General features: G+C 69.3%; 21 protein-coding genes. 9 read left to right on the top strand and 12 right to left on the bottom strand.

Translation table 11 applies throughout. The features are described from left to right. The first annotated feature begins 35 nt into the window (after nucleotides 1–35). Nucleotides 36–2225 carry a HelD family protein gene (locus OH802_RS02875; protein WP_406024919.1) on the top strand — a complete coding sequence of 730 codons (2190 nt, stop codon included), beginning with the start codon at nucleotides 36–38 and terminating at the stop codon, nucleotides 2223–2225. Nucleotides 2226–2273: 48 nt separating this feature from the next. On the opposite strand, the gene OH802_RS02870 is transcribed toward OH802_RS02875, so the two are convergent. From OH802_RS02870 to OH802_RS02860, 3 genes are read right to left on the bottom strand one after another with little or no spacing between them, the layout of a single operon-like run. After that, a complete protein-coding gene (locus tag OH802_RS02870; RefSeq protein WP_406024917.1) occupies nucleotides 2274–2918 on the bottom strand; it encodes a hypothetical protein in 645 nt (214 codons plus the stop codon). A gap of 40 nt (nucleotides 2919–2958) precedes the next feature. Then, nucleotides 2959–3579 carry a hypothetical protein gene (locus OH802_RS02865; protein WP_406024915.1) on the bottom strand — a complete coding sequence of 207 codons (621 nt, stop codon included), beginning with the start codon at nucleotides 3577–3579 and terminating at the stop codon, nucleotides 2959–2961. Continuing rightward, nucleotides 3576–4076, bottom strand: a complete 501-nt coding sequence (locus tag OH802_RS02860; protein ID WP_406024913.1) for a SigE family RNA polymerase sigma factor — start codon at nucleotides 4074–4076, stop codon at nucleotides 3576–3578. The genes OH802_RS02865 and OH802_RS02860 overlap by 4 nt, the downstream gene beginning before the upstream one ends. Before the next feature lie 93 nt (nucleotides 4077–4169). Here OH802_RS02860 and OH802_RS02855 point away from each other — a divergent pair, with 93 nt between their 5' ends. The 4 genes from OH802_RS02855 to zwf all read left to right on the top strand — a co-directional run bounded on the left by OH802_RS02855 (nucleotide 4170) and on the right by zwf (nucleotide 9484). Continuing rightward, entirely contained in the window at nucleotides 4170–6110 is a 1941-nt protein-coding gene (locus tag OH802_RS02855) for an anthranilate synthase family protein (protein WP_406024911.1), read from the top strand. Then, a complete protein-coding gene (locus tag OH802_RS02850; protein WP_406024909.1) occupies nucleotides 6107–6679 on the top strand; it encodes an anthranilate synthase component II in 573 nt (190 codons plus the stop codon). The genes OH802_RS02855 and OH802_RS02850 overlap by 4 nt, the downstream gene beginning before the upstream one ends. Next, nucleotides 6676–7938: an anthranilate synthase component I family protein gene (locus OH802_RS02845; RefSeq protein ID WP_406024907.1), complete on the top strand. Its 1263-nt coding sequence runs from the start codon at nucleotides 6676–6678 to the stop codon at nucleotides 7936–7938. Before OH802_RS02850 ends, OH802_RS02845 begins: the two co-directional genes overlap by 4 nt. Nucleotides 7939–8026: 88 nt before the next feature. Beyond that, the gene (gene zwf, locus OH802_RS02840; protein WP_160025843.1) at nucleotides 8027–9484 is read left to right on the top strand and encodes a glucose-6-phosphate dehydrogenase; all 1458 of its coding nucleotides are present in this window, start codon (nucleotides 8027–8029) and stop codon (nucleotides 9482–9484) included. A gap of 4 nt (nucleotides 9485–9488) precedes the next feature. On the opposite strand, the gene OH802_RS02835 is transcribed toward zwf, so the two are convergent. From OH802_RS02835 to OH802_RS02800, 8 genes are all read right to left on the bottom strand, one after another. Further along, entirely contained in the window at nucleotides 9489–10025 is a 537-nt protein-coding gene (locus OH802_RS02835; protein ID WP_406024905.1) for a hypothetical protein, read from the bottom strand. 11 nt (nucleotides 10026–10036) lie between these two features. Continuing rightward, nucleotides 10037–11458: an ATP-binding protein gene (locus tag OH802_RS02830; protein ID WP_406024903.1), complete on the bottom strand. Its 1422-nt coding sequence runs from the start codon at nucleotides 11456–11458 to the stop codon at nucleotides 10037–10039. After that, complete coding sequence (locus tag OH802_RS02825; RefSeq protein WP_355230943.1) at nucleotides 11455–12129, bottom strand: response regulator transcription factor; 675 nt, start codon at nucleotides 12127–12129, stop codon at nucleotides 11455–11457. The genes OH802_RS02830 and OH802_RS02825 overlap by 4 nt, the downstream gene beginning before the upstream one ends. A 202-nt stretch (nucleotides 12130–12331) precedes the next feature. Then, nucleotides 12332–13114 (bottom strand): ABC transporter permease, encoded by a 783-nt coding sequence (locus OH802_RS02820; protein ID WP_406024901.1) that lies wholly within the window; start codon nucleotides 13112–13114, stop codon nucleotides 12332–12334. Nucleotides 13115–13193: 79 nt separating this feature from the next. After that, complete coding sequence (locus tag OH802_RS02815) at nucleotides 13194–14204, bottom strand: ATP-binding cassette domain-containing protein (protein WP_406024899.1); 1011 nt, start codon at nucleotides 14202–14204, stop codon at nucleotides 13194–13196. 149 nt (nucleotides 14205–14353) lie between these two features. Further along, a complete protein-coding gene (locus tag OH802_RS02810; RefSeq protein WP_406024897.1) occupies nucleotides 14354–14995 on the bottom strand; it encodes a PadR family transcriptional regulator in 642 nt (213 codons plus the stop codon). 31 nt (nucleotides 14996–15026) lie between these two features. Continuing rightward, a complete protein-coding gene (locus OH802_RS02805) occupies nucleotides 15027–15437 on the bottom strand; it encodes a VOC family protein (RefSeq protein ID WP_406024895.1) in 411 nt (136 codons plus the stop codon). A 10-nt stretch (nucleotides 15438–15447) separates the two neighbouring features. Continuing rightward, nucleotides 15448–16239, bottom strand: a complete 792-nt coding sequence (locus OH802_RS02800; RefSeq protein ID WP_406024893.1) for a DUF899 family protein — start codon at nucleotides 16237–16239, stop codon at nucleotides 15448–15450. A 53-nt stretch (nucleotides 16240–16292) separates the two neighbouring features. Here OH802_RS02800 and OH802_RS02795 point away from each other — a divergent pair, with 53 nt between their 5' ends. Further along, nucleotides 16293–16970, top strand: a complete 678-nt coding sequence (locus tag OH802_RS02795; RefSeq protein ID WP_406024891.1) for a winged helix-turn-helix transcriptional regulator — start codon at nucleotides 16293–16295, stop codon at nucleotides 16968–16970. Between the two features lie 115 nt (nucleotides 16971–17085). Further along, nucleotides 17086–17787 (top strand): winged helix-turn-helix transcriptional regulator, encoded by a 702-nt coding sequence (locus OH802_RS02790; protein WP_406024889.1) that lies wholly within the window; start codon nucleotides 17086–17088, stop codon nucleotides 17785–17787. A gap of 22 nt (nucleotides 17788–17809) precedes the next feature. On the opposite strand, the gene OH802_RS02785 is transcribed toward OH802_RS02790, so the two are convergent. Beyond that, the gene (locus OH802_RS02785) at nucleotides 17810–18148 is read right to left on the bottom strand and encodes a hypothetical protein (RefSeq protein ID WP_406024887.1); all 339 of its coding nucleotides are present in this window, start codon (nucleotides 18146–18148) and stop codon (nucleotides 17810–17812) included. 106 nt (nucleotides 18149–18254) lie between these two features. On the opposite strand from OH802_RS02785, the gene OH802_RS02780 reads away from it, so the two are divergent. Next, entirely contained in the window at nucleotides 18255–19133 is an 879-nt protein-coding gene (locus tag OH802_RS02780; RefSeq protein ID WP_378817257.1) for an AAA family ATPase, read from the top strand. After that, on the top strand, nucleotides 19130–20491 hold the full coding sequence (locus tag OH802_RS02775; RefSeq protein ID WP_406024885.1) for a vWA domain-containing protein: 1362 nt from the start codon (nucleotides 19130–19132) through the stop codon (nucleotides 20489–20491). Before OH802_RS02780 ends, OH802_RS02775 begins: the two co-directional genes overlap by 4 nt. Nucleotides 20492–20496: the final 5 nt, after the last annotated feature.

Below are 20496 nucleotides of genomic sequence, written 5' to 3'. Positions count from 1 at the left end.
GCGGGTGTGGATCTTTGTGACGGGGGAACATCCAGTTGAACGACAAGCTGGCTGAGCGCGAGATCGCTCAGGAGCAGGGGTTCGTAGATCGTGTCTACCTCCAGCTGGGGGAGTCGGCGCGCGCTGCGCACGAGCTGGCCAACGAGGGCCGCGAACGTGGGGCCCTGGGGCATGAGGGCGGTCTGGTGGAGCGCGACGCGTTCGCCTTCCAGGCGGCGCGACGCATCGCGCAGCTCGACGCTGCCCACGAGGGGCTGGTCTTCGGCCGCCTCGACCTCGACCCGTCGGTCGACTCGGAGCCGCGCTACGTCGGCCGCATCGGTCTGCGCGACGCCGAGCGTGACTCGCTGCTGATCGACTGGCGGGCGCCGGCGGCCGCGGTGTTCTACCAGGCCACGGCGGTCGAGCCGCGGTCGGTGATCCGGCGGCGGGTGCTCCGGTCCGAGGGGCAGAGCGTGATTGGTGTCGAGGACGAGCTGCTCGACGCCGAGGCGCTGGAGCGCTCCGGTGCCGACCTGCCGATCGTCGGTGAGGGCGCGCTGATCGCTCAGCTCAGCCGTGCCCGCGACCGCACGATGCACTCCATCGTCGCGACCATCCAGGCAGAGCAGGACAAGGCCATCCGTGCGCCGGGCAAGGGCGTCACGACGATCTCCGGTGGTCCGGGCGTGGGCAAGACCGTGGTGGCTCTCCACCGGGCCGCCTACCTGCTCTACACCGAGCGTCGCCGCTACGAGTCCGGTGGCGTGCTCATCGTCGGCCCGTCGGGCGTCTTCATGCGCTACATCGAGCGCGTCCTGCCGAGCCTCGGCGAGACCGCGGTGGCGCTGCGTTCGCTGGGCGAGGTCGTCGACGGCGTACGCGCGACCTGGCACAACGACCCCGCCGTCGCCGACGTGAAGGGCTCGGTCCGGATGGCCGAGGTGCTGCGTCGCGCCTCGCGCCAGCAGGCGCCGGGCTCCCCGCGCGAGTTCAAGGTCTTCTACCGCGACGACTCGCTGCGCCTGGACGGCAAGCGGCTCGGTGAGCTGCGGCGTCAGCTGATGAGCCAGGGCCGGCGCAACCAGCAGCTGCGTCGCGTACCTCAGATGCTTCTCGACATCCTCTGGCGGCAGGTACGCGGTGAGCGCGGTCGCGAGCGCGGTCGCGAGGTCTTCAACGACGAGATGCTCGACAACCCCGCCTTCCTCGAGTTCGCCGCCGCCTGGTGGCCGGCGCTGGAGGCGCGCGAGGTGCTCGGCTGGCTCCGCGAGCCGGAGTTCCTCGCTCGCGTCTCCGAGGGAATCCTGACGCACGACGAGCAGCAGCTGCTCCTCAAGTCGTGGGCTGGCCGTGGCCTGACCGACGCCGACCTGGCCATCGAGGACATTCCGCTGCTCGACGAGCTCCGCTACGCGATCGGCGACATCCCCGAGCAGGTCGCCGACGAGCGCGACGCCGACCAGAGCGGCATCGACATCGCCGAGCTGATGACCGCCTCCGACCGCGAGTTCTCCTCGGGCCGTGGCTGGCGCCCGCCGACGTACCGGATCGACGACGACCCGTTCGCCCACATCCTCATCGACGAGGCGCAGGACCTGACGCCGATGCAGTGGCGGATGGTCGGTCGCCGGGGACGTACGGCCTCGTGGACCATCGTCGGCGACCCCGCCCAGTCGTCGTGGCCGGTGGCGGAGGAGGCCGACGCAGCCCGGGCCAAGGCGCTCGAGGGCAAGCCGGTCCACGCGTTCCACCTATCGACGAACTACCGCAACTCGGCCGAGATCTACGACTTCGCGGCCGCCTATGCCGAGCGGGTCGGGCTCAACGCCGACCTGCCGACCGCGGTCCGCTCCACCGGAGTCGAGCCGCGGGTCATCGAGCACACGGTCGACCTGGAGAAGGCCACCCGGGACGCGGTCGGCGAGATCGCATCGAAGGTCGGCGGCACCGTCGGCATCGTGGTCCCGGTCGCGCGCCGCTCCGAGGTCAACGCCTGGCTCGCGTCCTGGTCGGAGTTCGCCGACGACGCGCCCAGCGCCGCAGCCTCCTCCGCCGACCCGACGTCGGTGCCGTCCGGTGAGGACCGCATCGTCGTCCTCACCGGCCTGGACACCAAGGGCCTCGAGTTCGACGGCATCGTCGTGGTCAGCCCCGACGAGATCGAGCTCGAGTCGGCCACCGGCCGCGCCACGCTCTACGTCGTCCTGACCCGTGCGACCCAGCTGCTGACCACCGTCTCCTGACGACCCATTGCCGAGTCGGCGCGTCAGAACGCGCCGACTCGGCGAGGGCTATAGGGCTGTGATCCAGGGGTGGTCGGGCAAGGTCTGCTCGAGCGCGCGCTGCAGCCAGCGACGCCGGCGGTCGTCGAGCAGCGGCACGGTGTTGTCGAAGTCGAGCTGGTCCTTCGAGCGGAGCCCTGGGGCCTTGTAGAGGAGCTGGATCTCGGGCTGGAGATAGCGGATCCCGTCGCGCTCCCAGACCGCCTCGGACATCGGCATCCGGATCGACTCCTCACGCCGATAGACCCACTCACCGGCGGTGCCCGGGTTGAGCAGCAGGTCGTACTCCCACGGATCCTGAGCGCTCCGCCGGGTCCAGACCTGACCCTCGGTCTCCCAGAGGACATCGTCCGCGGCGCCGTCGGGATCGTCGTCCGGGAGTAGCGGACGCAGCGCCGTGGTGCCTGCGGCCCATACGTCGAAGCGCCCCGCCAGATGCTTGCGCAGCACGGCGAGATCGCTGCGGAGCACACAGGTGTCGGTGTCCTCGTGCTCACGACGTACGCCGGTGAACGCCTCGATCGCCCAACCGCCCGCGACCCACCAGGTGCCGGGATAGCCCTCGAAGAGGGCGGCCACGTCGGCCGGTGTGCGCGGCGCCCAAGGCCCGTAGAGCCGTTCGAACTCGTCGTTGCTCAGATCGTTGACGCCCACCCGCGAAGCCTAGCTACGCGGGTGGGCGTCGGGAGGAGGGTCAGCCGACGGACGGCTTGGCGTCGGCGGTGACCTCGACACCCTCGGCGAACTCGACGAGCTGCTCGTCGGTGAGGTGGATGGTGTTCCACATCTGGATGACGACGGTGAAGTCGCCGTGGGTGTACTTGAGCACCGTCGCGCCGTCAGGGGTGGTGACGAGCGATGCGGGCTGGCCGGAGACGGAGGTGTTGGTCGAGTCCGCGGGCGCGGCCGAGCTCGACTCGAGCATCACCACGATCTTGTCCTGGAAGTCACTGACCGAGGACTTGTCCTCGGGGCGGGCGACGGCGAGGACATACGGGTCGGATCCCTGCAGCACGAACCCCTCAGGCACCTTCGCCACAGTGAAACCGGGCATCTGGGTGCCGTCGTAGTCGACCAGCCGTACGTTCTCGGCGGCCTGGACGGTCGGTGCGCCCTCGTTGCCGGAGGTCAGTGCGATGCCGCCGAAGGCGCCGCCGACCGCGAGGGTCAGCGCGGCACCACCGATCGCGGCGCGCTTGATCCGGCGCCGGGAGAGCGCCCGGTGGCCGCGGCGAAGGTCGGCGGCGGCATCCTCGGTCGCCGAGGCGGAGGTGGACGGGGTCAGGCGGGCGAGGCGGTCGGTCACGTCGTTCATCGGGAGTCTCCTGTCAGTTGGGTGGGGGTGAGCAGCGCCCGGAGCTTGTCCAGGCCGCGTGCGGTCTGGGACTTCACGGTTCCGGTCGAGCAGTTGAGCGCATCGGCGACCTCCTCGACCGAGAGGTCGTGGACATGGCGGAGCACGACGGCCGCGCGTTGCCGGGGCGGCAGCTCGGCCAGCGCAGCGACGAGCTCGGGATCGACCATCGCCGGATCCTCGACCGGTGCCTCGGGCAGCGTGACCGAGCCCTGCTCCCGCCGGAAGAACGGGCGCCTGCGGTGGTCGGTCAGGCAGTTGACCAGGGTGCGGCGAGCGTACGCAGCGGGGTGCTGGGATGCTCGCCCCCAGGCCAGATAGACCTTGACCAGCGTCGACTGGACCAGATCCTCGGCCAAGTGGGCGTCGCCGGCGGTCAGCAGCCGGGCAGTGCCGACGAGCGGCGCTCGGTGGCGGCGTACGAAGGCCTCGAATTCGGCGTCTTGGGAACGTCTCACGCACTGTCAACGGATGCGGGGCACCGCGGGGTTGCACGGCCCACCATCCGAATCGAATGGGTCACCCGCAAGCGCGCGGATTAGGCTCATCCCATGACGACCAACAGCCCCGCCCGGACCGCGATCGAGGAGATCACGGGGCACGAGGCGTGGGCGATCATCCGGCGCTCGTCGCGGGCGGGTGACCGGGACACGGTCGGCATGCTGGCGGGCACCCGGTCGGTGGTCGAGTCGCTGCTCGACGTACCTCTCGAGGAGGGCACCCCGGAGCCGGGGAAGGTGGCCGACCGACTGCTCGCGGTGCCGTTCCGGCAGGTCAGCGAGCGTGGCTTCGAGGCCCACGACGACGGCACCCCGCTGGTGGTCGTCGACGTGGAGCGCGAGTGGGAGTTCTCCGTCGCCGAGGTGATCGAGGCGCTTCCCGACGTCCCTGTGGAGTTCGTGGACCGCGGTGGGTTCGACGTGGACGACGACACCTATGCCGACCTGGTCAAGACCGTGATCGAGGACGAGATCGGCCAGGGCGAGGGCGCCAACTTCGTGATCGGCCGCCACTACCGGGCCCAGCTCGACGACTGGAACCACGACCGCGCGCTCACCGTGCTGCGGCGTCTTCTGGAGCGCGAGCGCGGGGCTTACTGGACCTACTGCTTCTTCACCGGCGACCGCTACCTCATCGGCGCTTCGCCGGAGCGGCACGTGAGCGTCCACGGCGGCGACGTCCGGATGAACCCGATCTCCGGCACTTTCCGGCTGCCGCGCGACCTCGAGGGCAGCCCGGAGAAGATCGCCCACGACCTCAAGGGGCAGCTGACCGACTTCCTGACGGATCAGAAGGAGGTCTACGAGCTCTTCATGGTGGTCGACGAGGAGCTCAAGATGATGTGCGACATCTGCGACCAGGGCGGCCAGGTGCTCGGGCCGTTCCTGAAGCCGATGTCGCGGCTGATCCACACCGAGTATCTGCTGGCCGGCCGTTCGGCGCGCGACCCGCGCGAGATCCTGCGCGACACGATGTACGCCGCCACCGTCACCGGCTCGCCGGTGGAGAACGCGTGCCGGCTGATCAAGAAGTACGAGCCGGAGGGCCGTGGCTACTACGGCGCCGCCCTCGCGCTGCTCGGCCGTGACGAGTCCGGTGCCCCGACGGTCGATTCGCCGATCGTGATCCGCACCGCAGATGTGTCGCTGAGCGGGGAGCTGAAGGTGAGTGCCGGGGCGACCCTGGTGCGAGACTCCGACCCGACGTACGAGGTCGCCGAGACGCACGCCAAGGCCGGCGGGATCCTGTCGGCCTTCGGGCTGGTGCCGGCCGCGCCCGCGCTCGCCCAGGACGTCTCCGAGCTGGTCAACGACGAGGACCTACTGCTGACCCTGGCCGCCCGCAACCGCCGGCTGTCGTCGTTCTGGCTCACCGACCAGGGCGATGAGGAGCCCTCGGCCCACCTCGCCGGGAAGCACGCGGTGATCCTGGACGGCGAGGACGATTTCGTACGCATGCTGCGCCACGTCCTCCGGGTGCTCGGCATGACCTCGTCGGTCGTGCGGCACGAGGACTACGAGGACGGTGCCTTCGCGGGGGCTGATCTCGTCATCGTCGGGCCCGGCCCGGGTGACCCGCGCGACGGAACTGATCCGAAGATGGCCAAGCTGCGTGCCGCCGTGGCGTCGCTGCTCGAGACCGAGCAGCCGTTCCTGGCGGTCTGCCTCGGCCACCAGGCGCTGTGCCACCAGCTCGGGATCGGGCTGCACTACAAGGACATCGTCTTCCAGGGCACCCAGACCCGTGTGGGTCTCGGGTTCGGCGGGCGGCCGCGCCGTGAGCGGGTGGGCTTCTACAACACCTTCGTCGGACGGGTGGGCTCCACGGAGCTGCCCGCGGGGGTGTCGGTGGATGCCGATCCCGAGTCCGGTGACATCCACGCCATCTCCGGGCCGCACTACGCCGGCATCCAGTTCCACGCGGAGTCGGTTCTCACCGAGCGCGGCTACGACCTCATCCACGACGTCGTCAGCGATCTGCTGGCCCAATGAGCGATGTCGTCGTGGTCGACCACCACGACTCCTACGTGTGGAGCCTCGTCCATATGATCGCGCAGGTCACCGGGGTCCTTCCGGACGTCGTGGAGCACGACGAGGTGAAGCTCGGGGACCTCGCCGGCTACACCCATGTGGTCCTCTCGCCCGGGCCCGGCCACCCGGCCGATCCGGCGGACTTCGCGGTCGGGCGGGACGTACTCCTTGACGCGGGGCGGCCCGTTCTCGGCGTCTGTCTGGGGATGCAGGGCCTGGTGACCGCCTACGGCGGTGTCGTCGACCGGATCGAGCCCGCCCACGGTGAGGTCGCTCGGGTGACTCATGACGGTCGAGGGGTCTTCGCAGGCATCCCGTCGCCGCTCGAGGCGGTTCGCTACCACTCCCTGGCAGCCGTCTCGGTCCCCGATGTCCTGGAGGTGACGGCCCGTGCCGAGGACGGGGTCGTGATGGGTGTACGTCATCGGCTGCTGCCGCTGGAGGGCGTCCAGTTCCACCCGGAGTCGGTGCTCTCCGAGCACGGTGCGGCGATGGTCGCGAACTTCTTGGGCCGACCGGGGCCACGATGAGCGTCGAGGACCTCTTCGCCGAGGTCGCCGCCGCCCACCCGCGCTGCGTCTGGCTCGACGGCGGTGGCGCGCGCGAGTGGTCCGGCACGCGGTCCCTGATCGGCTGGCTGGAGGACGACGACGTCTCGCTGACCTACTCGGCCGCCCGCCGCGAGGTGCTGCGCCACCCCCGCGGCCGCTCCGAGGTCGTCGGCGACGACATCTGGCAGGTCCTGGAGCGCGAGGTCGGCCCGGGGGAGCAGTGGTTCGGCTACCTCGGGTACGCCTGCCGCCCCGATCTCCCCGCTGTCCCCTCCGACAACGTTCCGGATGCCGTCTGGATGAGGCCGTCTCACCTGACGGTCATCGAACACGAACCTGACGGGCACTCCATCGACTTGAAGGGCGTTTCAGTGCCCACCCGGTCCAGGGATACCCGGTCGACCGGGTATCCCACACCGCCCGCGTACCGCGCCGCCTTCGACCAGGTCCAGGAGGCCCTCCGAGCCGGCGACACCTACGAGGCGAACCTGACCTACCGGACCACGGTCCACGCCGAGGCCGACCCGGTGGAGACCTACCTGCGGCTCAGAAGCATCAATCCCGCGCCGTACGCAGGGTTCCTCCAGCACGACGTGGCCGGCCACGCGGCGTGGCTGCTGAGCTCGAGCCCGGAGCGGTACGCCTTGATCGACGCCGACCGCGTGATCGAGACGAGACCGATCAAGGGCACGACCCCGAGGGGCGCGAACGATGCGGAGGACGCCGCCAACGCGGAGTTGCTGCGTACCGATCCCAAGCTCCGCAGCGAGAACCTGATGATCACCGACCTGCTCCGCAACGACCTGGCGATGGTCTGCGAGCCGGGGACGGTGGAGGTGCCCGGCCTGATGCGGGTCGAGTCCTACCCGAGCGTGCACCAGCTGGTCAGCACGGTCAGAGGCCGCCTGCGGGACGAGGTCACCACGATCGAGGCGCTGCGCAGGCTCTTCCCCGCAGGGTCGATGACCGGTGCGCCCAAGCTGCGCACGATGGAGGTCATCGAGAGAGCCGAGCGTGATCTGGGCGGGCCGAGGGCGGCGTACGCCGGTGCTTTCGGTTGGATCTCCGGCGACGGACCAGCCGATCTGGGCGTCATCATCCGGACCCTGACGACCCACGACACCCGCACCTGGAAGATCGGCACGGGCGGCGGCATCACGGTCAGATCCGACGTCGCCGAGGAAGCCGCCGAGGCGCGGTTGAAGGCCGATCGGGTGCGCGCTTCCCTCGGCAGATGATCAAACAGGTGAAAAGACGGCGACACGTTGAGACGGCGGCCGTTGTCTATTGGATCGTTCATAAAACGGGGACTACCGTGGACTCATCATGGCGACCATCGATGACAAAGCCCTGCCACATGTGATCGTGCTCTTCGGTGCGACCGGTGATTTGGCGCGCCGCAAACTCCTGCCTGGCCTGCTCAGACTCAACGAGGCCGGGCTGATGACGGATGCTCAGATCGTCGGCACGTCACTGGAGGATCTGTCCGACGAGCAGTTCATCGAGTTCGCTCGCGAGGCGTGCGAGGAGTTCGGCAAGGGCGACATCACCGACGAGCGCTGGGCGGCGTTCGGGGGGATGCTCTCCTACGTCTCGACCAAGGAGGGCCCGCACGCGCTCGCCGACGCAGTGAAGCTCGCCGAGAAGAAGCTCCAGGGGCTCGGCAGCGACGTGCGCCGCCTCCACTACCTCAGCGTCCCGCCCAAGGCCGCTCAGGACGTGATCCGTCAGCTCGAGGAGGCCGACCTCGTCGAGCGAGCCCGGATCATCATGGAGAAGCCCTTCGGCACCGATCTCGAGTCGGCCAAGGAGCTCAACGCGAAGATCCACGAGGTCTTCAGCGAGGAGCAGATCTTCCGGATCGACCACTTCCTCGGCAAGGAGGCCGCGCAGAACATCCTGGCCTTCCGGTTCGCCAACGGTCTCTTCGAGCCGATCTGGAACCGCAACTTCATCGACCACGTCCAGATCGACATCCCCGAGACGCTGGGCCTGGAGGGACGCACCGCGTTCTACGAGAGCACCGGCGCCTACCGCGACATGGTCGTGACCCACCTGATGCAGGTGCTGGCGTTCATGGCGATGGAGCCGCCGACCTCGCTTGCTCCTGACCCGATCGGCGAGGAGAAGAACAAGGTCTTCCGCTCGATCCGGCCGTTGGACCCGCGCAACGTGGTCCGTGGTCAATACTCCGGCTACCGCGGCAAGAACGAGGTCGCCGACGACTCCGACACCGAGACCTTCATCGCGATGAAGGTGATCATCGACAACTGGCGGTGGGCGGGCGTGCCGTTCTTCCTGCGCACCGGCAAGAAGCTGGCCGAGGGCGCGCGGATCATCTCGATCGCGTTCAAGGAGCCGCCGCTGACGATGTTCCCGGCCAACTCCGGCGCCGGCACCCAGGGTCCTGACCACCTCACCTTCGACCTCGCCGACCAGTCGAAGATGTCGCTGTCGTTCTACGGCAAGCGCCCCGGGCCGGGCATGAAGCTGGAGAAGCTCTCCATGCAGTTCGCCACCCAGGAGACGAGCTCCTCGACCGGCGTCCTCGAGGCGTACGAACGCCTCATCCACGACGCCATGCGTGGCGACCACACGCTCTTCACCACCGCCGAGGGCATCGAGACGCTCTGGGAGATCTCCCAGCCGCTCCTCGACAACCCTCCGCCCGTCCGTCTCTACGCTCCCGGCTCCTGGGGACCCAACTCGATCCACCAGCTGATCGCCCCCCACGCCTGGCGCCTCCCCTTCGAGCGCTCCTGGCGCGAGACGAAGAAGCACTAGCCGGCTACGGCGCGTTGGCGCTCAGCTGCTCGAGGAGGGCCTGGGCGGCACGGTCCATGGCGTCGCCGTCGTAGGGCTCCAGGTCGACGGAGTTGAAGCTCTGGATCAGGGTGCCGCTCTGGACGAAGCCGGTGACGGCGTACGAGTTGACGCCCTGCTGCTTGACCAGCCGGGCGTCCTCGGCCCCCTCGATCTCGGGCTCGCTGACGTCCCCGGACTTCACGTCCATGGTCTTCCACGCCTCCGCGAGGGTGCCCTTGAAGGGCAGGTAGTTCAGTTCGTACGCAGTCCCGCCCGACTCCTCAGGAAGCAACGCGCAGCGGGGTGCCGCCGAGGTGCCCTTCTCGACGCGGAGCTGGGCGCCGAGGGCCTTCTCCACGGGGGAGATGTCGAGCCCGTCGCACGGGTTGAACGTCTCCTTGGAGGCATGCTCCGGGGACGATGCGGAGGCGGACGCTGACGGATCGGCGGGCTCCTCGGCGCCGCAGGCCGCGAGGGAGAGCAGCGCCACCAGACTGGGCGCCAGTACGGCGTATCTCAATGCTTCAACCCTCAATTGTTCAACACGGTCGTGGGCGGTTCGGTCGGCCGGGGTGAGGTCGAGCCGGGCAGGCGCATGGTCATCCGTGCGCCACCGTGCGGGGAGCGGGCCGCGGAGACCGAACCGCCGGTGCGCTCGGCGACCTGCCGGACGATAGCGAGGCCGAGCCCCGACCCCGGCATCGAGCGGGCCTCGGTGGAGCGGTAGAACCGGTCGAAGACGTACGGGATGTCGGCCTCGGCGATGCCCGGCCCCTCGTCGTCGACGTTGAGCACGCCATCGCGGAGCGAGACGTGCACCGTGCCCGATGCCGGGGACCACTTGGCGGCGTTGTCGAGCAGGTTGGTGACCGCCCGCTCCAACGAGCTGGCGTCGCCCATGACCCACCACGGCGCCATCTCCTCGGTGAAGGTCACCGACGGTGCGCGCAGACGCACCCGAGAGAGTGCCCGGTCCACCACCTCGGAGAGGTCCACCGTCTCCAGCGTCGGCTCGGCCGGCGCATCGCGGGCCAGCTCGACGAGGTCGCCGATCAGGTTGGTGAGCTCCTCGATCTGGGCGCGGATGTCGCCGAGCAGCTCGGCCCGCTGCTCGCCTGAGATCGAGGCGTCGGCCTGGGTGAGGAGCTCGACGTTGGTGCGGAGCGAGGTCAGGGGCGTACGCAGCTCGTGCGAGGCGTCCGCCACCAGCTGTCGCTGCCGGTCCCGGGAGGCGGAGACGGCAGACAGCATCCGGTTGAACGACGTGGCCAGCCGGGCGATCTCGTCATCCCCCTCGACCGGGAGCGGGGTGAGATCCTCGGTCGTCGCGATCCGGTCGACCGACGCGGTCAGCCGCCTCACCGGCCGCAGCCCGCCCGCTGCCACCATCCAACCGGCGAACGCCGCGGCGACGACACCGGCTGCACCGAAGAAGAGCACGACGAGCCCGAGTCGCTTGTACATCTCCTGCTGCGGCCCCAGCGACTGCGCCAGCATCAGCGCGGAGTTGCTGTCGGGGATCGGGACGGTGACGACGCGGAAGACGCCGACCTTGGTGGAGACCGTACGGACCGACTGCTTGGCCTCGCGCTTGGCCACCGCCTCCTCCGGCACACCGGGCCGGGGGAACGTGCCGAGCGTCGGCGACCAGTAGTTGTGCGAGTCGTCGACTTCGGCGACCTGGATGTCGCCGGCGTTGAGCACCCAGGTCGGGAAGGCCGCGCCTGTTCGTGCGTCCTGGATCGACGCGGTGTTGGCTGCGGCTGAGGTGGCCCGCTTGAGCAGCGACTCATCCATGTTGGCCTGCAGCTGGATGCGTACGACGAAGTAGAGCCCGATCGCGATCAGCGCGATCGAGCCGGCGACCGCAAGGGTCGTCAGCAGGGTGACCCGGCCCGCCAGAGAGCCCCGGTAGCGCGAGCTGGTTGCCGGCGTGGTCACGGCGCTGCTCACGGCTCCTTCAGGACGTAGCCGATGCCGCGTACGGTGTGGATCAGCCGGGCCTCACCCTCGGCCTCGGTCTTGCGGCGCAGATAGCCGACGTAGACCTCGAGCGAGTTGGCGGTCGTCGGGAAGTCGTAGCCCCACACCTCTTCGAGGATGAAGGACCGATCGAGTACGCGGCGGGGCCGGCGCAGGAACATCTCCAGGAGCGTGAACTCGGTGCGGGTGAGCTCGATGGCTCGCTCGCCGCGGGTCACCTCGCGGGTGGTGGTGTTCATGGACAGGTCGGCGAAGTGCAGCGTCTCCTCGTCGTCCTCGCCGACCGGGGCCGCCCGGCGCAGCAGCGCGCGCAGCCGGGCCAGCAGCTCCTCGAGCGCGAACGGCTTGGTGAGGTAGTCGTCGGCCCCGGCGTCCAGGCCGTCGACACGGTCGCCGACGGCGTCGCGGGCGGTCAGCACCAGGATCGGTACGTCGTTGCCGGCGGCGCGGAGAGCCTTGGTGGCCTCGATGCCGTCGAGGCGGGGCATCATCACGTCCATCACGACCACGTCGGGGTCGTGGTTGGCGATGCCGGCCAGCGCCTCGGCGCCGTCGCCGGCCAGGGCGACCACGTAGCCGTTGAACTCCAACGACCGGCGCAGCGACTCACGCACGGCCTTGTCGTCGTCGACGACCAGCACATGCGGCTTGTCGCCGGGGCTGTCGCTCGGGGTGGCAGGGCTGTTCACACTCCTACCTTGCCACCCCTCGCTGAGTCACCGCTGAGAGGACGCCGGTGTTTCCGCTGAGATCTGCCAGGGTGCAGGAATACCCGGTTAACCGGGTATTCCTGCACTTCTCAGGCATTGCAACACCCGAGAAGTGCAGGAAACACCGGAGAAGTCAGGCGTTCTCCTTGCGGAACGTGGAGATGCCCCACCAGACCGCGAGACCGAACAGGGCGACGGTCCAGCCGAGACCCCAGCCGATGTCGGCCACGCCGAGATCACCGAAGAACGAGGCTCGGACCGCGTCGACGATGTGCTTGGTCGGGATGACATCGGCCAGCGTCTCGAGCCACGCGGCACCGAAGCTCATCGGCAGGAAGATGCCCGACAGCAGCAGGATCGGCATCAGCAGCATGTTGGTCACCGGCGCCATCACGTCCTCGCTCTTCACGAGCAGCGCGAACGCGTTGGAGGCGGCGGCACCGGCGCCACCGATCATCACGGTGATCGCGATCCCGACGAGGATCCCCACCGGCTTGAAGTCCATGCCCATCAGCAGGCCGAGAGCGACCAGGATGATCGCCTGCACCAGGATCTGCAGCAGGTCGCGGTAGAGACGGCCGAACAGCAGCGCGCCGCGCGAGGCCGGGGTGACCCGCTCCGCCTCGATGACGCCCTCGCGCCACTCGCCGATCAGCGAGAAGCCGGCGAACATGGCACCGAAGATGCCGAGCTGGACGAGCATGCCGGGGACGAACCAGTTGTAGGCGTTGCCACCGAGCTCCTCGATGAGCGGCTCGAGCAGCGGGCCGAAGAGCACCAGGTAGAGGATCGGCTGCATCACGCCGATCAGCACCCAGGCCGGGTTGCGGAGGTTCATCCGCAGCTGGCGGTTGAAGACGACCATCGACTCCCGGAAGAAGCCGGACTTGAGGACGGGCTGCTGGAACTCGGTCATGCCGCCACCTCCGTAGGGCAGTGCGAAGAATACGGACGTGGCGGCCTGACGCTCATTGTCGCTCGCTTGCGCTCGCTCATCACTTGGCCTCCTGGGTCTGCTCGGCGGTCTCTTCGGCCTCGGGTGTGCCTGAGTCGGCATCGCGCAGTGACCGTCCGGTCAGCGTCAGGAAGACGTCGTCCAGGGTGGGGCGGGCGACCTCGATCGACTCCAGCGAGACGCCGTTGGACTCCAGATCGCGGAGCAGGCCGGGGACGGCCTTCCCGGCCCGCGGCACCCGGCCACTGACCAGTCGCTCGTCCACTTCGATGGTCTCCGAGATCGAGCTGAGCTTGTCGCGCGCGATCGCCACCTGCTCGTCGGTGGCGACCTCCAGGGAGACCAGGTCGCCGGAGACGGCAGCCTTGAGGTTCTCCGGGGTGTCGTTGGCGACGATGCGGCCCTGGTCGATGACCATGACCCGGTCGGCGAGGGTGTCGGCCTCGTCGAGGTAGTGGGTGGTCAGGAAGACCGTGGCCCCGTGATCCGTACGCAGCGAGGCGATGTGGTCCCACAGGTTGGCCCGCGCCTGCGGGTCGAGGCCGGTGGTCGGCTCGTCGAGGAAGACCAGCTTGGGGGCGTGGATCAGCGCCATCGCGATATCGAGGCGGCGCTTCTGCCCGCCGGACATGTTGCGAGGCTTGCGGCGCCACAGCCCGTCGAGCTGAAGCCTCTCGAAGAGCGCCTGCCCGTGGGCGACGGCGTCCTTCTTGGACATTCCGTAGAGCATTCCGTGGTCGACGACCTCGTCGCCCGCGTAGGCGCCCGAGAAGGTCGATCCGACCTGGGAGCAGTAGCCGATGCTCCGCCGGACCTCGACGGACTGCTTGGCCACGTCGAAGCCCGCCACCGTGGCGGTGCCTGCCGTGGGCTTGAGGAGGGTGGTGAGGATGCGCAGGGTGGTGGTCTTGCCGGCGCCGTTCGGGCCCAGGAAGCCGACCACCTCGCCCTCTTCGACGTCGAGGTCGACTCCGTCGACCGCGACGACTTCTTTCTTCTGCTTGCCATGGCCGGAGGCGAAGGTGTGCCTCAGGCCGCGTGCGTGAATCATGTGTCACTCCCTTGTGCGTGCAAGTCCCAGACAAGCACGGACCACCGACAACAATCACCCGGTTTTACCCGGATGTTCAAACTTGAATACGTGAGTGTTCAATTTTGATCCCGGGATGTCAAACCAATTCGAGCGAGGCCCGCGTCGGTTCAGCCGCGCAGCATCTCCCGGTAGCGCTTCCGGTCGGCGTCCATCTGCCACCCCGGGTCGTCCTCGGCCGGCACCCAGCCGGGAGCGTCGCCGGCGAAAGCGAACTTGCCGCTGCGTACGTCGTCCAGGACCTCCACCAGCCACGCCCGCTCCGACCGGAGCTTGTCGAGCTGGAGGCGCAGCGCGGCACCGGTATGGGGCGGTGCGACGTGGGCGTTGGCCCGGATCGCGGCGTCGAGCTCCTTGTCGGTGCGCTCCAGGGCCTGCAGGCGGACGCTCAGCTGCTGGATGACGGCGGGACGCTCCAGCAGAGGCGCCAGCGAGAACGCGGCGTAGAAGGAGACGCCGTTGTAGACGTCCACGGCCTGCAGCGAGCGGGTGACCAGGCGCTCCAGCTCTGCCCGGCCGCTGGCGCTGATCTCGTAGACCGCGACCGTGCGCCCGTTGTCGACCAGATCGTGCCTGGTCAGATGGCCCTTCTCGGTCAGCGAGGTCAGCGCGTGGTAGATCGAGCCCGGGTTGATGTTGGCCCACTGGTCGACCTGCCACGACATCAGCTCGCGCCGGATCTGGTAGCCGTTGACGGGCTCGAACAGCGCCACTGCTCCCAGCAGCAGCATCCGTGTGTCGTCTCCGGCCATAGGGAGATTCTAGGGGCGGCAAGACCGGGCCTCAGCGGGACGTCAGCTGCCACAGGTGTCCGTCGGGGTCCGCGACGACCGCGCGGTACTCGCCCCACGGCGCCGACTCCGGCTCGATCATGCCGCGGCCGAGAGCCGTCGCGGCCGCGTAGCGCGCGTCGACATCGCCGCGCGAGCCGAGCTCGATGGTGACCAGGCACTGCCTCGGGCCCTCCTGCAGGGTCGCCGCGTCCATCGCCTCGTCCCCGAGCTGGCCGGTGACCCATTTGAACCCGCCGGAGGGGATCATCATCACCTCACAGGAGTCCGACAGGGTCGCGCGAAGCGGTTCGGGGACCCCGTCGTCGGCGAGCTCGCCGGGAGTCTCGAGGCCGAGGCCGTCGCGGAGGAAGGCGTGGGACCGGGTGCGGTCTCGAGTGGGCAGGGCGATCGTCGTACGCATTCGGAGCTCCTCAGTGACAGCAGTGGTCGGCGGTGGGGGCGGTGTCGGATCCGAGATCGTCGTCGCGACCTGCAGCGAGCCGCGACCACTGCGCCGTCGGGCGACCGCTCACGCCGGCGCGATGGTTGGTCGTCGGTGACTCCTCGCTGCGGAACTGGCTGCCGTCGATGCCCGTGCGCCGCGGCCAGCCCTCAGGTGAGTCCTCCCAGGTCTCCTGCCGTCCGTAGACGGTCATGTCCAGGATCCCGTACGACGCCGACATCGGCTCCACGCCACGTCCGGTGGTGCGGTAGGTCTCGAAGACCCGGTCGCCGTCGCGCAGGTAGCAGACCTTGCCGCCGAAGAACCCGCGGGCGTCGAGGACGTCCCACGACTCCTCGGGCACGGAGTACCACGGCATCTCCCACCCCATGAAGTCCCGGTAGCGGGAGCTCTCCGGGTAGGGCCCCTGGCAGAAGACCGCGTACGTCACCCCGCGCGAGTGCAGGTAGCCGAGCTCGCTCACACCGCCGCTGAAGAACGTGCACCCCTCGCACTGGTCGGCGGCGGCATGGCCGGTGTGCCACATGTGGTAGGTCGCGAAGAGCTGCGTACGCCCCTCGAAGGCATCCAGCAGACTGACCCGCCCGGCGCCGCCGACGAGCGGTGCGGCCGCGTCGACCTCAGTCATCGGGAGCCTTCGGCGGGCCGCGGCGAGAGCATCGCCCGCGCGGGTGTGCTCCTTCTCGCGGCCGAGGAGCGCGTCGCGCTCGTGCAGATAGGTCGTCCGGTCGACGACGGGTGGCAGTGGGGTCGTGGGCATGATGACTACGTTAAACATAGTTGATACTCTTGTGAAGAGAGTTTGGGGGATCGATGCCGAAGAAGCAGACGTACGCCGACCTGGGTGATGCCTGCGCGACCGCGCACGCCATGGATGTCATCGGCGACCGGTGGAGCATGGTGATCGCGCGCGAGCTGGTGCTCGGTCCGCGCCGGTTCGCCGACCTGGCCTCGGCCGTCGTCGGGATCACGCCCGCCGTGCTCACCTCCAGGCTGAAGGCGCTGCGGGACAGCGGCGTCGTCGAGCAGGCCCAGCTCGACGACCTCGGACGGACCCGCGTCTACCGGCTCACCGAGTGGGGGCAGGGGCTGGAGGACGTGATGCGGTCGCTCGGTCACTGGGCGCAACGCTCGCCCGGCTTCCCGGTGGCGGAGGGGAGCATGACCCCCGACGGGGTGATCGTGGCGATGCGCACCATGGCCCCCTACGCGACGATGGCCGACTGGGGCGACGGCCCCGTCCGGATCGCGATCGAGCTGCACGACGAGCGGCGTCCCGCCGCAGGCGTACGCCGCTACCGGCTGCATTGGGACGAGGGCCGTTTCGAGCTGGTCGAGGGTGCGGACGAAGCGCCCGCGACAACCGTCTCCGGCGACTCGTCGGCCTGGGCGGACGTCGTCTTCGCCGGGAGCCCGGTCGGCTCGATGGCCGTCGAGGGCGACCGACGAGCCGTGGATCGGGTGGCTGCTGCGTACGCCGCGATCGCGTGACGCCGCCTTCGAGACGACACAGCATTTCGCCGGCACGCCGGGACCTCTGGCACTGACGACCCGTAGTTCGGGCTCACTACGCTCGATGGGATCGAATGACTCGGAGAGGATCGACGTGACCCTGAACCTGACATACGGGGACCTGGGAGACGCGTGCGCGGCCGCGCACGCACTGGACCTGATCGGCGACCGGTGGAGCCTGATCGTGGTGCGCGAGCTGATGTTCGGGCCGCGTACGGCACGTGACCTGGAATCCTCCGTGATCGGGGTCAGTACTGACGAGCTCAAGGACCGCCTGCAGTTCCTCGAGCACGCCGGCGTCGTGGTCGAGACCGAGCTCGGCTACATCACCAAGACGACGGCCTACGCCCTCACCCCGTGGGGCCGCGAGCTCGAGACGATCCTCGGGGCACTGGGCCGCTGGGCCCACGGCTCGACCCGCTTCCCGATCATGTCCGCCGGGATGACGCCCAGCGGCGTGATGGTGGCGATGCGCACGATGGTGCCCGCCGGCAGCGCGACGACCCCCGAGCCGATCAGCGTCGTCTGGGAGCTGACCGACGCCCGCCGTCCGGACGCCGACCCGCAGCAGTTCCGGCTCGTGTGGAAGGGCAACCAGTTCGACCTCGCCGAGGGCACGCTCGAGGACGCCGACGTGACCATCGCGGGCGACTCCACGGCCTGGACCGGTGTCGTGTTCATGGGCTTCCCCGTGGACGCCGCGATCGCCGAGGCCGGGCTCAAGGTCGAGGGTGACCGCGCCGCGCTCGACCGCGTGCTCGGGCTCTTCGCGAGCACGCTCGCCGAGGCCAGCTGACATTTCTTCGGCCGACTCCGCCCTAAGGGGCGGGGTCGGCGCAGAAGGCGATCAGCTCGCCCCGGGCCTTGCCCTGCTCGATCAGCTGGCCGACGTCGAGCGGGACGTGCTTCAGCTCGCCGAGTGGGGAGCGGATGATCGCGCTCTGCCGGCGCCAGGGCGCGATCGTCGGCGGAGCCACGCAGTGGTGCTGCTCGAGCATCGCGGCGAGCTCGGGCTGCTCCCTCTTCGCCAGTGACCGAGGCTCGGACGGCGTGGTGACGGCAACCAGACAGAAGGCCGCCAGCGCGGTCAGCGCGCATACCTTCATGGCGACGACGACCAGCGTCAGATGTCGCGGAGTGTCCGAGTGCACGTCCATCACAACGACGGATGGGCCCGACGGTGACGGCTGCGTCGGGCACTATGACGAATGTCCCACCCGGACACCGGGAGCAGACCAGGAGCAGAGTCGCTAGTGTCGCGTCATGCCTTCGCGTACGTCTTCCTGGTTCTCCTCGCCCGCCGAGGCCGTCACCCGCATGGGAGACGTCGGCTACCTCGCGGACGACTCGACCGCGCTGACGACCTACCTCGCGGGGGCGCTGGAGAAGCCGGTGCTCGTCGAAGGACCGGCCGGTGTGGGCAAGACCGAGCTGGCCAAGGCGATCACCCGCGCGACCGGGGCCGAGCTGGTCAGGCTGCAGTGCTACGAGGGCCTGGACGAGGCCCGGGCGCTGTACGAGTGGAACTACAAGAAGCAGCTGCTCCGCATCCAGGCCGCCAACGACGGCCAGGCGTGGGAGGAGACCCACGACGACATCTTCTCCGAAGAGTTCCTGCTGACCAGGCCGCTGCTGACCGCGATCCGCCGTGAGGAGCCGACGGTGCTGCTCATCGACGAGGTCGACAAGACCGACGTCGAGGTCGAGGGGCTGCTGCTCGAGGTGCTCTCCGACTTCCAGGTGACCATCCCCGAGCTCGGCACGATGACCTCGACCCGCCGTCCCCTGGTCGTGCTCACCTCCAACGCCACCCGCGAGCTCTCCGAGGCGCTCAAGCGACGCTGCCTCTACCTCCACCTCGACTACCCCGACGCCGACCGGGAGCGCGAGATCGTGCTCTCCCAGGTGCCCGGTCTCGACGACAAGGTGGCGCGTCAGCTCGTCTCCGTGGTCGGCCGGCTGCGCGAGCTGGAGCTCAAGAAGTCGCCCTCGATCGCCGAGTCGGTCGACTGGGCGCGCACCCTGATCGCGCTGGAGATCACCGACCTCTCCGACAAGGCCGTCGCCGACACCCTCGGCGTCGTTCTCAAGCACTCCTCCGACGTCGACCGTGCGGTCCGAGAGCTGCGGTTGAAGAGGTGACTCTCCTCGACCGGCACATCGAGTTCCTCGAAGCGCTTCGGGGAGCCGGGCTGCCGGTGTCGCTCTCCGAAGGCCTCGACGCGGTCACCGCCCTCGGCCTGATCGGCTGGAACGACCGGACCCAGGTCAAGGAGGCGTACGCCGCGACGCTGGTCAAGCGCGCCAACCAGCGAGCCACCTTCGACGGGCTCTTCGAGCTCTACTTCCCGCGGATGGTCGGCTCGGGGATGGACGCTGATGCCGAGGCCGCCGGGGTGGCGAAGGACGGGCCCGAGGCGCTCTCCGAGTTCACCTCCCGACTGAGCGAGGCGCTGGAGGCCGACGACGTCGAGATGCTCCGTCAGCTTGCCGCCGAGGCGGTGGCGCGCTTCGGCGCGATGCCCGGCCGTGGCCCCGGGCTGAGCTCGTGGTCCTCCTACACCGCGCTACGCCGGCTCTCCACCGACGAGCTCACCTCGCGGCTCATCGAGGGGCTCCAGCAGGGCGGCTGGACCGACGAGGAGGCCGCCCGGGTCGGCACCCGGCGGGTGGACCGTTTCGCGGGCCTGGTGGAGGCCGACGCCCGCCGCCGGATCGCGGAGGAGAAGGGTCCCGAGCAGATCGCCAAGATCGCCGTACGCCCCACCATCGAGAAGCTCGACTTCCTGCACGCGCGGCGGGCCGACCTGGAGGCGTTGCGGCGCGAGATCTACCCGTTGGCGCGCCGGCTGGCTACGCGGCTCACCCAGGAGCATCACGCTCGCCGGCGAGGAGCGGTGGATCTGCGGCGTACGCTCCGGTCGTCGATGTCCACCGGCGGCGTCCCCGTCGACCTGCGCTTCAGGCCGAAGCGGCCGCACCGCACCGAGCTGGTGATCCTGTGCGACGTGTCGGGCTCGGTGTCCAACTTCGCGACCTTCACGCTGATGCTCGTCTTCGCGCTGCGCGAGCAGTTCGGCAAGGTGCGCGCGTTCACCTTCGTCGACGAGATCCACGAGGTCACGTCCTACTTCAAGCCCGGCGCCGACCTGGTCGACACGATGACCGAGCTGACGAAGGCGACCGAGCACGCGGCTCGGATGGGGCGCACCAACTACGGCCGGGCCTTCTCCCTCTTCCAGGAGCGGCACGCCGACGCCCTCGGTCCCAAGTCGTCGCTGCTGATCCTCGGCGACGCCCGGTCCAACTACTCCGACCTCGCCGTCGACTCCCTGCGGGCGATGGCCGAGGCGAGCAGGCACGCCCACTGGCTCAACCCCGAGGTCCGTACGCAGTGGGACACCGGCGACTCCGAGGCGACGCGCTACGGCTCGATCATCGAGATGCGGGAGTGCCGCAACCTCACCCAGCTCTCCGAGTTCGTCCACGACCTGGCCTGACCGCC

It is taken from the genome of Nocardioides sp. NBC_00850, from assembly GCF_045207335.1.
In the GTDB taxonomy this organism is placed as follows: domain Bacteria; phylum Actinomycetota; class Actinomycetes; order Propionibacteriales; family Nocardioidaceae; genus Nocardioides.
The sequence above is the reverse complement of the archived record's forward strand: the minus strand, read 5'-3'. Positions and strand labels throughout refer to the sequence as shown.